Origin of the sequence: Gulosibacter macacae, assembly GCF_003865375.1 — a bacterium.
Taxonomy (GTDB): Bacteria; Actinomycetota; Actinomycetes; order Actinomycetales; family Microbacteriaceae; genus Gulosibacter; species Gulosibacter macacae.
On sequence record NZ_RQVS01000011.1, the window covers coordinates 58,245 to 71,010 of the forward strand.

The following is a 12,766-nucleotide window of genomic DNA, read 5'->3' on the forward strand; positions in this document are numbered from 1 at the left end:
GCTAACTCTCGATCGTGAAGTCGGCGCCGAGGTCGCGAAGCTTCGTGAGGAAGTTCTCGTAGCCGCGCGCGATGATGCCGACATTCGACACCTTCGAGACACCGTCAGCCATGAGCGCCGCGATGAGGTGGCTGAAGCCACCACGCAGGTCGGGCACCTCGATCTCGGCACCGTGCATCTCGGTGGGGCCCGAGATCACTGCCGAGTGCACGAAGTTGCGCTGACCGAAGCGGCACTTCTGGCCACCGAGGCACTCACGGTGCAGCTCGATCGTAGCGCCCATCTCAACGAGCGCCTCGGTGAATCCAAAGCGCTGCTCGTAGACGGTCTCGTGCACGATCGACACCCCGGTCGCCTGCGTGAGCGCGACGACGAGCGGCTGTTGCCAGTCGGTCATGAAACCAGGATGCACATCAGTCTCGATGACGACGGGCTTCAGCGGGGTGCCGGGGTGCGAGAAGCGGATGCCCTCATCCTGCACCTCGAACACGCCACCGGCTTTGCGGAACACGTTGAGGAAGGTGAGCATCTCGGGCTGGCGGGCGCCCTGCACGAAAATGTCGCCCTTGGTGGCGAGTGCGGCGGCGGCCCAGCTGGCGGCCTCGTTGCGGTCGAAGATCGAGCGGTGGTCGTAACCGCCCATGCGCTCGACACCCTCGATGCGGATGACGCGGTCAGCATCAACCGAGATGATCGCGCCCATTTTCTGGAGCACATTGATGAGATCCATGATCTCGGGCTCGATGGCCGCGTTCGCGAGCTCGGTGAGGCCCTGTGCGCGCACCGCGGTGAGCAGCACCTGCTCGGTCGCGCCGACCGAGGGGTACTCGAGCTCGATCTTCGCGCCGTGGAGGCCGCCGGGTGCGGTGAGGCGGATGCCCTCGGGCAGCTTGTCGACGACCGCGCCGAACGAGCGCAGTGCCGAGAGGTGGAAGTCGATTGGACGGTCACCGATGCGGCAACCACCGAGGTCGGGAATGAACGCCTCGCCAAGCTGGTGGAGTAGCGGCCCGCAGAAGAGAATCGGGATGCGGCTGGAACCGGCGTGCGCGTTGATTTCGGCCATGTGGGCCTGTTTGACGTTGGTGGGGTCGAGACGAATCTCGCCGCCCTCAACATCGCGCTCGATCTCAACGCCGTGTGCACCGAGCAGGCCCGCCACGACGCGCACATCCGAGATATCGGGCACATCGCGCAGCACGCTCGGTGAGTCGCCGAGGAGGGCAGCGACCATGGCCTTCGTCACGAAATTCTTCGCACCACGAACGTGGATGCGGCCGTTGAGCGGCTGGCCGCCGCGGAAGGTGATGGTGTCGGCGTCGAGGCCGACAAACTTTGCGGCGCGGGCCGCATCGTCCTTAAGTGCGTTCACGCCGTGGGCTCCTCAGCAAGGTCGGGTGACAGGGTGCCGGGCTCGGTGTTGCCAAGCGCGGGCAGGGTCTTCGGCATCCAGCTCGGGCGGGTGGCCTCGAAAGCGGTGATGGCGTCTTCGTCGCGCAGGGTGAGCGCGATGTCGTCGAGGCCTTCAAGTAGGCGCCAACGCGTGTAATCGTCAATTTCGAAGGGAACGACGAGGTCACCAATGGTGACGGTCTTCGACTCGAGGTCGACCACTGCATCCTCGCCCGGTGCTGCCTCAATGGCGGCCCAGAGCTGCTCGACCTCGGCCTCGTCAACGACGCCGACAAGCAGGCCCTGCTTGCCGGAGTTGCCGCGGAAGATTTCGCCAAAGCGGGCGCCGATCACGGCACGGAAGCCGTAGTCGCGCAGTGCCCAGACGGCGTGCTCGCGACTCGAGCCGGTGCCGAAGTCGGTCCCGGCGACGAGGATGCGCGGGTTCGCATACTCGGGCTGGTTGAGGATGAACTCTGGGTCTTGGCGCCAGGCCGCAAACAGGGCGTCGTCGAAACCCGTCTTGGTGACGCGCTTGAGGTAGACGGCCGGGATGATCTGGTCGGTGTCGACGTTCGAGCGGCGCAGCGGCACGGCCGGTCCGACGATGCGGGAAACCTTTTCCATTAGGCGGCGCTCACTTCCTGGTTGGTCGACTCTGCTGTCGAGGATGCTGTCGGCAGCGGGTCGAGGTCAGACGGACTCGACAGCGTACCGCGCACCGCGGTCGCGGCGGCGACGAGCGGTGACACGAGGTGCGTGCGGCCACCCTTGCCCTGGCGGCCCTCGAAGTTGCGGTTCGAGGTCGAGGCGCAGCGCTCACCGGGGGCGAGCTGGTCGGGGTTCATGCCGAGGCACATCGAGCAACCCGCGAACCGCCACTCAGCGCCGAAGTCCTTGACGATCTGGTCGATGCCTTCGGCCTCGGCCTGCAGGCGCACGCGCGCCGAGCCCGGCACCACCATGACGCGCAGACCGTCGGCCTTCTTGCGCCCTTCGATGACGGATGCAAAGGCTCGGAGGTCTTCGATGCGCGAGTTGGTGCACGACCCCATGAAGACGGTGTCGACGGCAACTTCCTTGAGCGGGGTGCCAGCTTCGAGATCCATGTACTCGAGGGCGCGCTCGGCAGCCTGACGCTCGTTCGGATCGCTGATCTCGGCCGGGTTCGGCACGGTCTCCGACAGCGGCACACCCTGACCCGGGTTCGTACCCCAAGTGACAAACGGTTCCAGTGCATCCGCGTCGATGTGCACCTCGGCGTCGAAGGTGGCGCCCTCGTCGGTCACGAGCGTGCGCCAGTACTCGACTGCCGCATCCCATTCTTCGCCCTGAGGCGCGTGCGCGCGGCCCTTGAGGTACTCGAACGTCGTCTCGTCGGGCGCGACCATGCCGGCACGCGCGCCACCTTCGATCGACATATTGCAAATCGTCATGCGGCCCTCCATCGAGAGCGCGCGAATTGCCGAGCCACGGTATTCGATGACGTAGCCGGCGCCACCGCCGGTACCGATCTTCGCGATCACCGCGAGGATGATGTCCTTGGCCGTCACGCCCGGACGCAGCGTGCCTTCGACATTGACCGCCATGGTCTTGAAGGGCTTGAGCGGCAGGGTCTGCGTGGCGAGCACGTGCTCAACCTCGGAGGTACCGATGCCGAACGCCATCGCGCCGAAGGCACCGTGGGTCGAGGTGTGCGAGTCGCCGCAGACGACCGTGATGCCGGGCATGGTGAGGCCGAGCTGCGGACCCACCACGTGCACGATGCCCTGCTCGCGGTCGCCGAGCGGGTGCAGGCGCACACCGAACTCCTTGGCGTTATTACGCAGGGTTTCAATCTGCGTGCGCGAGGTGTCGTCGGCGATGCGGTTGAGAATGTTCACCGTCGGAGTGTTGTGGTCCTCGGTGGCGATCGTGAGGTCGAGGCGGCGCACTGGGCGGTCGGCCTGGCGCAGACCGTCGAAGGCCTGCGGGCTCGTGACCTCGTGCATGATGTGCAGGTCGATGTAGACCAGGTCGGGTGTGCCATCCTCGCCGCGCTTGACTACGTGGGCGTCCCAGACCTTCTCGGGCAGGGTGCGCGGCGCGGTGGATTGTTCAATCGTCATGATGCGTAAAAATCTCCTGTGTGAGGCGGATGCAGGCGCTGAGCGACTCCGCGACGGGAGACGCCTGAGGGCTAGATCCCGTCGCGGCACAGAAGGCGCCGCACCCGAATTCGCATGCCTGCCATCGTACACCGGGGCCTATTCATGAGTTCGGATGCTCGCAGCGAACGCGCGCGCCCGCGCGCGTGGAGGCCAGACCCATCGAGCTGAGGCTTTCGAAGCGCGAGACATCCCTGACCCTTCCCGCCATCCCCGACCCGCGTACGACTCAGGTTTGGCGCAATGGCTCACAAGAAGGCACAGGTTCGACGCGAAGGCTCAAACTACGGGCCAGGTTTGCCACCAGCTCCGTGCGCCGACGACCGCGAAGCGACCGTTACGGCTCCCCGACGCCCGAATCCGCCGGTGCCTCGACGCCATCGCGCCCGAGCGCGCTCGACTCGAGCACCACGACCGAGATGTTGTCGCGCCCACCCGATTGGATGGCCTTCCGCACCAGCACCTCGCTCAGTGACTCGGTCGGCTCTTCCTCGGCAACGTAGTCCCGCACAACCGCAGCGATGTCCTCATCCTCGAGTTCTTTGGTGAGGCCATCGGAGCAGATGATGAAGACCTGGTGACCCTGCACTGGCATGAGCCAGAGATCGGTGTCGACGTGCGCTTCCGAGCCGACGGCGCGCGTGATGACATTGCGGTCGGGGTGGATGAGCGCCTCTTCGGGAGTGAGCACGCCCATGTGCACGAGCTCTTGCACGGCCGAGTGGTCGACCGTGATCTGCACGACGTCGCGGCCGTTCCAGCCGTAGACGCGGGAGTCGCCGACGTTGAAGATCATCCAGTGCGGGGCGACCGCGCCGTCGCCAGCGGGGTCGACCTCGACGAGCGCGAGCCCGGTCACGGTGGTGCCGGCAACGACGCCCGGGCCGTCTTCTTCCGTCACGAGCGCTTGCACACGGTCATTGGATGCATCGATCGCCGCGATCACTTCGGCCGGTGTTGTCGGGGTGGCTTCGGGGAACCACTCGTCGAAAACTTCGGCGACGGCGCGGCTCGCGCGATCACCGTAGGCGTGGCCGCCCATGCCGTCGGCCACGAGGAACACGGGCGGACGTGCGAAAAAGGCGTCTTCGTTCACGATGCGGACTACGCCAACATCACTCGTGGCAGAGCCGCGCACCTCGAGATCGCCCGCGCAGGTCGCGATCGTCGTCGAAAAGTCTGTGCTCAATCCGGCCCCTCGCTCTGAAGTACCCGGCAACTCTATCTTGATCCGGCGGCTCGGGATGCTGACCGGTGTTGTGGCAAATCCGACACCTCGTCTGCCGGGGCTCGCGAAGCTCGACTGTGGATAACTCTGCGCTCCCTTTCACTCCCCTTGTTACCGTCGCGCCAGTCGCGATTGTGAGGGAGCCAGGATGCGTCGAGGATTCGTTGTTTCGGTAGCCGCGCTACTGCTCGTTGGCTTGAGCGGATGCGCTGCCGACGCACCAGTCGAGACCGCCACGCCGACCCCCTGGCCGCCGCAGACAACGGCCATTGCCGAGCCAGAGCCAACGCGGATGACGGATGACGAGGCGCTTGAGGTTGGAGTCGCAACTCTTGACACCTACCTTCGAACCGCGGCGGAAGTCGTCAACCTCGGTTACGACGATGGTCGGCTAGCGGTGCTTGCAACTGAGTCATGGCAACAGGACGTTGAGAACATCAAACAGGACGCGGCAAAGGACGACTGGACAGTCACGGGAGACACGACGTTCTTCAACGGCGAACTTGTCGAATTCGTCCATGAAGAAGGCAACTACACGATCCGGTTCGCCGTCTGTGCTGACTCGAGCGCAGTGACTACTACAGGTTCCGCCGGTGAGCCGGTGAGGCCAATCGGGTCAGAGTTCAAGTCGAGCCTTGACGTCGAAGTGACGAACGCTGAAGGCAGCAACAAGATCGCCTCGATCCAGCCGACTAATGGGAATGATCGATGCGCTTAAGACGACCGCTTCTGAAACTTGCATCCGTGCCGTTGCTTGGCCTGTTCGCGATTAGTCCCTTAATTGCAGCTTCGAACGCCGCGGTCGCAGCACCCTTGATTCAGGCTTGCGCGGGGAACACCATGTTTGGAGTAAACGCCTGCGGGGATGGTTCATCGATCACGGTCGAGGAGTCGCACACTGAATATTCGGGCGGTGGAACCGGTAACGGTGGCGGTTCGAGTGACTACGACGCGGCACCGGCGGGGCCACCGGCTCCGTGTCCGCGCTACCTGGAATCCGATCGTTGCCAGGGATTCGCCGGTCGCTACTCGCCACCGGATCCGACCGGTAACACCGCACCGGTGGTCACCACGATCACGAGTCGTGATCTGACCACCTTCACTCCCGCCACGCCGGTCCTCCACATGGAACCGAACGGGTGGGGCATCCTCAACAAGCCCACGAACTTCTGGGTCACCGCCGAACCCCACACCCTCACGGGCACGCTCTTTGACCGGCCAGTTGCGGTTGATTTCTCGCCGACTGGTGTGCACTGGGATTTCGGCGATGGCCACGCGTGGCGCACGCAAACACTTGGTGAGTCGTGGGCGCAGCTCGGGTTCCCTGAGTTGAGTACTACCGCGACGAGCAACATCTACACCTCGCGTGGTCCGTTCGTCGTCACCGCCAGCGTGAGCTACTCCGCTGTGGTGCACATCGATGGACGCAGCATCACCGTGCAGGGCGAAGTCACCACCAGCACGCAATCTGCTGCGTTCGAGCTGTTTGAGTCGAGTTCCGTGCTCGTAACACCTTGACCCGCGACGGTCTCACTTCCACCGACTGCCGTCCCGCGATTTTCCTCACAGAGGAACACCCCGCTCCCGGAGCGTCATGACCCCGAAATATGCGAATCGCGGGACGGCATCGTGCTTCGAGAGCCTCAGCACGCGATCGGCGGCTGCGGCTCGCGAGAACAGCGGCAGTGGAAACGCGCAATCGCCCCGAACAGGATACTGTTCGGGGCGATTCAGTTGTGACCCCAGCGGGATTTGAACCCGCGCTGCCGCCGTGAGAGGGCGGTGTCCTAGTCCGCTAAACGATGGGGCCGGACGGCTCCCAGCTAACTTACCGTCGTGCTGGCAACTCGTCTATCTTGCCATAAGGGAGATGTTCAGCGCAAGCCGAAGTTTGCGGCAGGGAGTTTTGCCTGGTCAGACGGCGCTTCGAGAGCCTCAGCGCACGAAGGTGAACCTCAGCGCACCCAGCCCAAGCTAAACCGCAACCCGCGCGCGATTCACCAACGGGATGACCTGCTCGCCAAAGCGCACGAGGTCGGCCTCCGGTTCCGCGAACTGCAGCAGCAGCACATCCACACCGGCTTCTTCGAACTCGAGGATGCGGTCGGCGACCTGCTGCGGCGTACCCACGAGCCCCGGGCGCAACCCGCGGTTCGACACCGAGTAGTCCTTTAGCGAGACGTTCACGTTGAGCTGCGACTTCGAGGTGAAGTCGCGGTACGACTCGTAACCAGGGGTGCCCGGGCGCACATCGGTGATGCGGGCGATCTCGGCCTGCACCTCTTCTTCGGTGTCGCGCACGATGGCGAACGCAGCCATACCGAAGCTCGTGAACGGCTCGCGGCCAGCTTCTTCACGACGCCGGCGCATATCGCCGATCTTCTCGCGCAACTCTTCCACCGTGCCACCGTGCGTGAGGTACGAGTCGGCAAAGTCGGTGATCGCCGCGCGACCCGCCTCCGACTCACCACCCGCGTAGATGTGCGGCTGCGTCGTCGGCTTCGGCTGCAGGTAGGTCTCCTCGAACGAGACGTACTCCCCCTCGAAGCGGGCTGGCGTCTGCGTCCACAGTTCACGCAGGGCCGCCACATACTCCTTGGTTACGGCATAGCGGTCATCGTGCGCGCGGAACTCCACGCCGTACTGCTTCGCTTCCTCAGCCCACCACGCAGACACGACGTTCAAGCTGAAGCGACCACCGGCAATGTGCTGCAGCGTCGCCGCCTGCTTCGCGGCCAGCTGCACCGGCGAGTGGAAGCTTGGACGCGCCGCCGCGAGAATCTCCAGCGTCGTCGTACGCGCGGCGAGCGCGGCCGACAGGCTCCATGCATCCAGCACCGGCGCCTCGCGACCACGAATGTCGCTGAGGTTGAGCTCGGGAACGAGCGTGATCGAAAAGCCGAGCTCCTCGGCGCGCTGTGCGATGCGGGCGAGCGCGTCGAACTCGATCGAGAAGGTCTCGTCGACGTTGCGCAGCCAGCTGTTCATCGTCGGGGTCCAGTAACCAAAACGCATGGGATGCGTGCCTTTCTGCAAAAACCTAAAATTACGACTCGTCGAACTGCGCGAAGCGTCCGAACTTGCCCCGGTAGTACGCGAGCGGTTCGCCGCCGCCAACTGCGGCCTCGAGCACGCGCCCGAAGTACACGGTGTGGGTGCCGCCGACCGGCGCATCCATGACTTCGCAGACAATCGTCGCAAGCGCGCGGTCGAGCACGGGCACGCCACCGAAGTCAGAGATGCGGTAGTCGACGTCGGCGAACTTGTCGCCGCCGCGGCGACCGAAGTGGCGGGCAACATCGGCCTGGTCTTCCGACAGGATGTTGATCGCGAAGTAGCCAGAGCCGGTGATCGCCGGGTTCGTCGAGCTCGTGGCGTTGAGGCAGACGAGCACCGAGATCGGGTCGAGCGAGAGCGACGAAAACGCGGATGCGGTGGTGCCGTAGAGCTGGCCGTCGAACGAAGTCGAAACGACGGTGACGCCGCTGGCAAAGTGGCCGATGATGTTGCGGAACTCGGCATCGTTGAGCGGTGTTGCGTGGGTGCGTTCGGTCACGTTGCCATTCCCTTCCAAGTTACGCACGAGGGTATCGATGAGCGTCATGAGGATGCTCCTACCGTTACGGGCTGCTCGAACTTCGAGGGCAGTGTGCCGTCAAGTGCGCTGGGTCCACCGGCGAAGGCGCCGCGGTACTGGGCAGCCGGGTGCGAGTTCTTGACGCGCGCCTGGCCAACACCCTGCAGCGCTTCGCGCAGCGTCGAGCCCGCGTATTCGCTCTGGGCGCGGCCACGGCGCTGCAGCTCGGGCACCACGTACTCGACGAGGTCTTCGAACGAGCCCGGGGTGATCGCGTAGGCGAAGTTGAAGCCGTCGATGCCACCAACTTCGACCCAGCGCTCGAGTTCATCGGCGACGGTTGTGGGGCTGCCGACAATGACCGGGCCCATGCCGCCGATAGCGCGGCGGCGCACGATGTCTTCGACGGTCCACTTGATGTCGGAGTCGATCGAGGTGAGCGAGGCGAGCGCCGAACGTAGCGAGTCGTTGTCGACCGCTTCGAGTGCCTGGTCGCGCTCGTACTGCGAGTAGTCGATGCCCGACCAGCCCCCGTAGAGCGCGAGCACGCCTTCGCTGGAAGCATAAGAGAGGTAGTCCTCGTACTTCGCCTGTGCCTTCGCGTCGGTCTCGTCGACGATGACCGTGACGAGGGCGAAGATCTTGACGTCGTCGCGGTGGCGGCCGTTGTCTTCGGCGTAATTGCGAATCGAGTCGCTCACGCGGCGGGCGCCCTCGGGCGAGGCCGGCGAGATGAACACGCCCTCACCGTGCTTCGCGGCGAAGAGCTGACCGCGGGGCGAAGCGCCCGCCTGGAAGATTACCGGGGTGCGCTGCGGCGAGGGCTCGGTGATCGCGATGCCGGGCACCGAGTAGTACTTGCCCTCGTGACCAATCGGATGCACCTTCGACGGGTCGGTGTAAATGCCGCGTTCGCGGTCAAAGACCACCGCATCCTCTTCCCACGAGCCCTCCCAGAGTTTGTAGGTGACGTCGAGGAACTCTTCTGCGAGCTCGTAGCGCTCATCGTGTGCGATCTGGTTCTTGAGGCCGTGGTTGAGCGCGGCGCTCTTGAGGTAGGAGGTGACGACGTTCCAGGCGACGCGGCCCTTGGTGAGGTGGTCGAGGGTCGCGAACTTGCGTGCGAGGGCAAAGGGCTGCTCGTAGGTGAGGGCCGAGGTGACTCCGAAGCCGAGGTGCTTCGTGACCGCGGCCATCGCCGGCACCTGCAGGAACGGGTCGTTCACCGGGGTCTGGTCGGCGTCGATGAGCGCGGCGGCAACCGAACCGCGGTAGACGTCGTAGGTGCCGAGCACATCGGCGATGAAGATCGAGTCGAAGCGTCCGCGCTCGAGCAGCTGCGCGAGGTTGGTCCAGTATTCGAGGTCCTTGTAGCGGTGCGCCTGGCTCTCGGGGTGGCGCCAGGTGCCAGCCGATTGGTGCGACACACACGTCATGTCGAAAGCGTTGAGAATAATCCGCTTGCTCATGTAGTGGTCCTATCTCTCGGTGGCGGGGTCGCCGGGTTCGATGAATGACTCGAACTGTATGCCTGGTCATCGAAATCGCGCTCGCACGGTTACCGACTGTTACGGCCTACCTGAGCCGTTCATCCGCGTTCACTGGTGATGAGCGAGCCGCAAGCTTCTGCTCGTTACCCTGATGCCATGCGCCTCACGAAGCTCGAGCACTCCTGCGTTCTGCTGGAAAAGGGCCCGAACCGGCTCTACGTTGATCCCGGTAAGTTCACGACGCCGATCACCGAGACCAGCCACGTCGATGCCGTGATCATCACGCACGAACACGATGACCACTGGACCCCTGAGCAGCTCTCGCGCATCGCGAGCCGCTCCCCCGGCGTGAAAGTGCTCACGACCGAGGCGACGGCGGCGCAGCTCAAGGTTGCGGACATCCGTGATCTTGGCGAGGTCATCGTCGGCAAGCCGGGCGAGCGGGTGCAGCTCGGTGAGTTTACGGTGACCTGTTTCGGCGGCACGCACGCCGAGATTCACTCCTCGATTCCACTCATCGACAACATCGGCGTCGTCGTCGATGGCGATTTTGCCTACGGTGGCGACTCATACGAACTGCCGCCGGGCGGGTTCACCATCGGCGCGCTCGCGGTGCCCACCTATGGGCCGTGGATGCGTATTGCCGAGTCGATCGACTACATCCTCGAAGTGCGCCCACGAGCGGTAGTCGGCGTGCATGAAATGCTGCTCGCGCGGGCCGGCAAAGACCTCGCCGCCTCTCGATTGCGCGAAGCGGTCGAGTCGTACGGCGGCAAGTTCCTCGACCTCAAGCCGTTCGACGTGCTCGAGCTCGACGACCTGAATTAGCACCCGTCCAATCAGCTAGGCCGCGTAGTGTGGCGAGTGGTTGGCGCATTCCGACGCCTGCCCGCATCCGCTAGCTGCAGTTTGGCCGGCCAACGAACGGCATTTTTATCTCGACTTCGCTCGCCGGTCTTTCCGGCACCCTCGGTCCGCTCCGCCACACCTACGCCCGCACCGAAGACTTCCCCTCGGTCGCCCGCGCCTACACCCAACTTTCACAAACGATTCGCGAATCGGGGCTGCTGCGCCGCACGCCCTGGTTCTATTCGCTCGTCGGCGTCGCGATCGTGCTCGGCTTCGCTGGCGTCGCCACCGGGATGCTCTTGCTCGGTGACAGCTGGCTGCAGCTGCTCATGGCGGGCGCACTTGGCGTGCTGTTCACGCAGGTCGCGTTCCTCGCGCACGAGGCTGGTCACCGCCAGGTGCTCGCATCCGGCCCCGGTAATCGCCGGCTCGCGCGCGTTCTCGCCGCGGCCTGCGGTCTGAGCTTCTCGTGGTGGGATTCGAAGCACTCCCGCCACCACGGCAACCCGAACAAGGTTGGTGCCGACCCTGATATCGAGGTCGATACCATCTCGTTCATTGCCGAGGATGCGGCCAAGGCACGCGGATTGCGTGGCTGGATCACCCGCCGCCAGGGTTGGCTCTTCTTCCCGCTGCTCACGCTCGAGGGACTCAACCTGCACTGGCACAGCCTGCGCCACCTCGTGCGCCGCGAACCGGTGAAAAAGCGCTGGCTCGAGATTGGCCTGATCTCGCTGCGGTTCGCGCTCGTGCTCGTGCCGCTGTTCTTGTTGCTCCCGGTCGGTATGGCGTTCGCCTTCCTCGGCGTCATGCTCGCGGTGTTTGGCGTCTATATGGGTGCCTCGTTCGCGCCGAACCACAAGGGTATGCCGGTGATCGCGCCGGATGCTCGCCTCGACTTCTTCTCGAAGCAGGTGCGCACCTCGCGCAATATTCGCGGCGGCTGGTGGGCGACTTGGCTCATGGGCGGGCTGAACTATCAGATTGAGCACCACCTGTTCCCGAGCATGGCGCGCCCCCACCTCGCCCGCACGCGTGAGATTGTGCGCGAGTTCTGCGCGGCCCAGCAGGTGCCCTACACCGAGACTTCGCTCTTCCGCTCGTATGCCATCGTCATTGAGTATCTGAACCGCGTGGGCTTGGCCGCACGCGACCCGTTCGAGTGCCCGATGCTTGCTAGCCGCGGTCGCGCCTGATCTGCTGGCTGCATGGAGTGGACTGACGACGTCGCGGCCGGGGCGTGGCTCGCGTCGCGGCTGAGTGATTCGACCAACCCGATGCGTTGGGTGGTGCCGTCGGGGTTTGCGCTCTATGCGAAGGTGCTGCATCCGGCCTCGCATTGGATGCAGGATGCTGAGCAGCCGGTGACCTGGGCCGAGGCAGCGGAGGCGTTCGGGACTTCGCTGGAAGCCGACTCGACCTGGCCGTCGCTCGTGCACGCCGAGGCCGATCCGCACGGCGGTCAGCACGTTGTCGCACCGGACGGGCGCGAGTTTCACGGGCCACCCGAAGGGCGCTTGGATGCGGAACCGCTCGCCGCGCTCGTGCGCGCGCTACTGCCGTTCACCACGACTCCCGATGCCGGATACGCCGCCGTCTGGGAAGGTTGGGGCGGGCTCTTGCCACAGGCCGACGGCTCGAGCGGCGCGGCGGAATTTGGCTGGGATGAACATGGGTCGTTCTCGCGGCCAGTGCCGGCTGCCCTGTCGATGCGCGAGACGAACGGGCCGCGCCTGCGGTTGCCGCATCGCGACCACGTCTTGTTTCGTTGCGGGCTAGCGGAGTTCGCGGATGCCGATTGGTTATCGCGGATGCCCTGGTATCGCGCCGGCGTGCTCAGTGGTGACTACTCGCCGAGCCTCATTTGGCCTAATGACCAGGCCTGGGTAATCGTGACCGAGATTGACTTCGACTACACAGTCGTGGGCGGCACCTTCGAGGCGATTCGGGCAGTCTGCGCCGCATCCGGCGTCGAAGCTTTCCCGTTTCTCCCATTTGTGGGCTGACCGCACCGCAAGGATGCCTCTCGTGGCGAAAAGGCCCACCCATGGGTGGGGTACTTGTCCACGACGCCCACCTTTCC

General features: G+C 64.8%; 12 protein-coding genes and 1 tRNA gene. 5 read left to right on the plus strand and 8 right to left on the minus strand.

The genetic code is table 11. The features are described from left to right. Position 1 precedes the first annotated feature (1 nt). The 4 genes from murA to EG850_RS09790 form a co-directional block, all read right to left on the minus strand. Entirely contained in the window at positions 2 to 1,372 is a 1,371-nt protein-coding gene (murA, locus tag EG850_RS09775; RefSeq protein ID WP_124972978.1) for a UDP-N-acetylglucosamine 1-carboxyvinyltransferase, read from the minus strand. Next, positions 1,369 to 2,019 (minus strand): 3-isopropylmalate dehydratase small subunit, encoded by a 651-nt coding sequence (gene leuD / locus EG850_RS09780; RefSeq protein WP_124972980.1) that lies wholly within the window; start codon positions 2,017 to 2,019, stop codon positions 1,369 to 1,371. The genes murA and leuD overlap by 4 nt, the downstream gene beginning before the upstream one ends. Then, the gene (leuC, locus tag EG850_RS09785) at positions 2,019 to 3,500 is read right to left on the minus strand and encodes a 3-isopropylmalate dehydratase large subunit (protein WP_124972982.1); all 1,482 of its coding nucleotides are present in this window, start codon (positions 3,498 to 3,500) and stop codon (positions 2,019 to 2,021) included. Before leuC ends, leuD begins: the two co-directional genes overlap by 1 nt. A 376-nt stretch (positions 3,501 to 3,876) precedes the next feature. Beyond that, positions 3,877 to 4,728: a PP2C family protein-serine/threonine phosphatase gene (locus EG850_RS09790; protein WP_235829280.1), complete on the minus strand. Its 852-nt coding sequence runs from the start codon at positions 4,726 to 4,728 to the stop codon at positions 3,877 to 3,879. Between the two features lie 187 nt (positions 4,729 to 4,915). Here EG850_RS09790 and EG850_RS09795 point away from each other — a divergent pair, with 187 nt between their 5' ends. Together EG850_RS09795 and EG850_RS09800 are read left to right on the plus strand one after the other, a co-directional pair. Then, the gene (locus EG850_RS09795) at positions 4,916 to 5,485 is read left to right on the plus strand and encodes a hypothetical protein (RefSeq protein ID WP_124972984.1); all 570 of its coding nucleotides are present in this window, start codon (positions 4,916 to 4,918) and stop codon (positions 5,483 to 5,485) included. 122 nt (positions 5,486 to 5,607) lie between these two features. Then, positions 5,608 to 6,285, plus strand: coding sequence for a hypothetical protein (locus EG850_RS09800; protein WP_124972986.1), 678 nt, complete (start codon positions 5,608 to 5,610; stop codon positions 6,283 to 6,285). Between the two features lie 219 nt (positions 6,286 to 6,504). Here the strand turns inward: EG850_RS09800 and EG850_RS09805 are convergent. The 4 genes from EG850_RS09805 to EG850_RS09820 all read right to left on the minus strand — a co-directional run bounded on the left by EG850_RS09805 (position 6,505) and on the right by EG850_RS09820 (position 9,813). Further along, positions 6,505 to 6,577, minus strand: a tRNA-Glu gene (locus tag EG850_RS09805). Positions 6,578 to 6,741: 164 nt separating this feature from the next. Next, a complete protein-coding gene (locus EG850_RS09810; RefSeq protein WP_124972987.1) occupies positions 6,742 to 7,782 on the minus strand; it encodes an LLM class flavin-dependent oxidoreductase in 1,041 nt (346 codons plus the stop codon). 31 nt (positions 7,783 to 7,813) lie between these two features. Next, on the minus strand, positions 7,814 to 8,371 hold the full coding sequence (locus tag EG850_RS09815) for a flavin reductase family protein (protein ID WP_124972989.1): 558 nt from the start codon (positions 8,369 to 8,371) through the stop codon (positions 7,814 to 7,816). Next, entirely contained in the window at positions 8,368 to 9,813 is a 1,446-nt protein-coding gene (locus tag EG850_RS09820; RefSeq protein ID WP_124972991.1) for an LLM class flavin-dependent oxidoreductase, read from the minus strand. Before EG850_RS09820 ends, EG850_RS09815 begins: the two co-directional genes overlap by 4 nt. A 177-nt stretch (positions 9,814 to 9,990) precedes the next feature. Between EG850_RS09820 and EG850_RS09825 the strand changes: the two genes are divergently transcribed. From EG850_RS09825 to EG850_RS09835, 3 genes are all read left to right on the plus strand, one after another. Continuing rightward, positions 9,991 to 10,662, plus strand: a complete 672-nt coding sequence (locus tag EG850_RS09825) for an MBL fold metallo-hydrolase (RefSeq protein WP_124972993.1) — start codon at positions 9,991 to 9,993, stop codon at positions 10,660 to 10,662. Positions 10,663 to 10,769: 107 nt separating this feature from the next. Beyond that, positions 10,770 to 11,879, plus strand: a complete 1,110-nt coding sequence (locus EG850_RS09830; protein ID WP_407920589.1) for a fatty acid desaturase family protein — start codon at positions 10,770 to 10,772, stop codon at positions 11,877 to 11,879. A 12-nt stretch (positions 11,880 to 11,891) separates the two neighbouring features. Next, entirely contained in the window at positions 11,892 to 12,689 is a 798-nt protein-coding gene (locus EG850_RS09835; protein ID WP_124972997.1) for a hypothetical protein, read from the plus strand. Positions 12,690 to 12,766 lie beyond the last annotated feature (77 nt).